Source organism: Kitasatospora sp. NPDC002522, assembly GCF_053595195.1.
On record NZ_JBSFXE010000109.1, the window covers coordinates 1 to 1,851 of the forward strand.

The 1,851-nt window shown below is 72.1% G+C and carries 1 protein-coding gene; it reads right to left on the reverse strand.

Annotation, left to right across the window (positions count from 1 at the left end):
* A partial coding sequence (locus ACWD4U_RS34685; protein ID WP_449787410.1) for a hypothetical protein occupies positions 1-1,722 on the reverse strand: 1,722 nt, incomplete at its 3' end.
* Positions 1,723-1,851: the final 129 nt, after the last annotated feature.

Consider the following 1,851-nt stretch of genomic DNA (forward strand, 5'->3'; position numbering starts at 1 on the left):
GCCGCTCCACCCCTCGCCGTCGAACGGCACCGCCCACCCGTCGCCACGGGACAGCGCGGAGAGCATCGGGCGCAGCGTCTGTGCGTCGACGTAGCTACGGATGATCGACTCCGCCGAAGCCCGTGCCGGACCACCCACCGTCTCACCGAACAGCCGGGTGATCTCCTCGACCACCTGGCCGGCGTCCTTGTGCAGGCCCACCACCTGGTCGCCCGCCGACAGTCGCTGGGTGTCGGCGATCCGCCGCGGCGACTGCCGCGACGCGGCCGGGTCCACCGCCTTCGCCGGAGTGAACGCCGGATCGGTGTGACCCCCCGTCACCTGCGACTGGACGGACTCCTCCCCCGCACCGTCGTCCCGCGCCCGGGCACCCGAGCCCTCGGCCGGACTCTCCGGCCCGGGACCGAACTTGACCGCGCCGTCGTGCGCCCGGAGGCCGTCCGCCCGACCAGCCGTGAAGCCGGCAGGCAGCTCGTCGTCGATCGTCCCGTCAGCGGCCAGGTGACCGCCCTCGCTGTCCGCGTGCCGCGGCGTGTGCGCGGCGTCCCCGCTGTCGGAGAACGTCCGCCATTTCGACGTTCCGCTCTGGAAGACCACCGGCGTGCCGTCCGATCGCAGGCCGACCTGGTCCGCGACGACGACGTCATTGCCGCCGTCGCCGTTCGGCACCACCCACACGTCGCCCACCGGGGCCCGGCCCGGTATCGAATCCGGCAGCGCTGCCCGGGGATTGGCCTCCTGGTGCGCCCACAGCATCGACAGTGCGTACGCCACCGACCCGGTGTCCTCGGCACCGGACCGGCAGGACAGGAAATCGACAGTGGTCCGCCCGTCGAGCTTCCCCGCGTCGTACGCGTCGATCAACAGCTGTCCGAGCTGATGCTCCGTCACCGGCGTGCCCTTCGCACCCACGTGCATCGCCACCACGAAGGCGTCACCACGCGCCGACAGTGCGTCCAGCGCCTGCCGGAACTGCACCTGTGCCCTCGGCGGCAGCGCCCGGTCGGTCACCCACATGCCCGACGGGATCTCCCGTACCCGCGCCGTGGGCACCGGCGGGGCCTGCTCGGGGAAGGCCAGTTCGACGGTCACCGAGCGCTGACGGTCCGCCGCGTCGACGTTCGGGAGCAGGTCAGCCGGAAGTGCGCTCCGGCCGGCCGACGCCACCTCGATGATCTGCCCCAGGTCGAGGACGACCCCGGCACGGGACGCCTGCGCCTCGATCTCGGCGGCCAGGAGGGCCCGCACGGTCTCCGCGCGTTCCACGCCGGTGCGGTTCGCCGTGAAGCGGCCGTTTCCGCGCCCGGTGATCGTGATGACGGGCTGTTCCAAACCGGCGAGGTGACGACGGATCAGTTCCGGCGTGATGCCCCGGGCCGCCTCCCGGATGTCCTCCTCCCACACCACGTACGGCCACTTCGACCGCTCCGGGAACCGCACGGTGAAGGCGCGCGGGTCCATGACCGTCTCGCCGCCGGTCTCGGGTAGCGGCTCGTTCGGATGGAAGGTGAGGTATTCCCCGTAGGCTCCGTCCTCTTTCCGCACATGCACGACCAGGTTCGGCGTCGTCGGCTCGTAGGGGCTGCCGTCGATGTGGGAGGTGCTGACCTCGGCCGTCGGGGCGTGCACGCGCAGGCCGGTCGCGTCCGCCACCGCCTGCGCCAGAGGGGCCGAGTCGCAGGCCACCAGCGCGATGGAGGCATCCTTTCCCTGTGCTGCCACCCTCCGGAGCGCCTCGATGCTCGGGCGGCGGCCCAGGAAGCGGCCGAGTTCCTCTCCGGAGACACGTTCGGGAGGACCGCCGTCCACTCGTGCGAGGGTGAATCGACTCGTGCTCGCATGCGTGTCGAG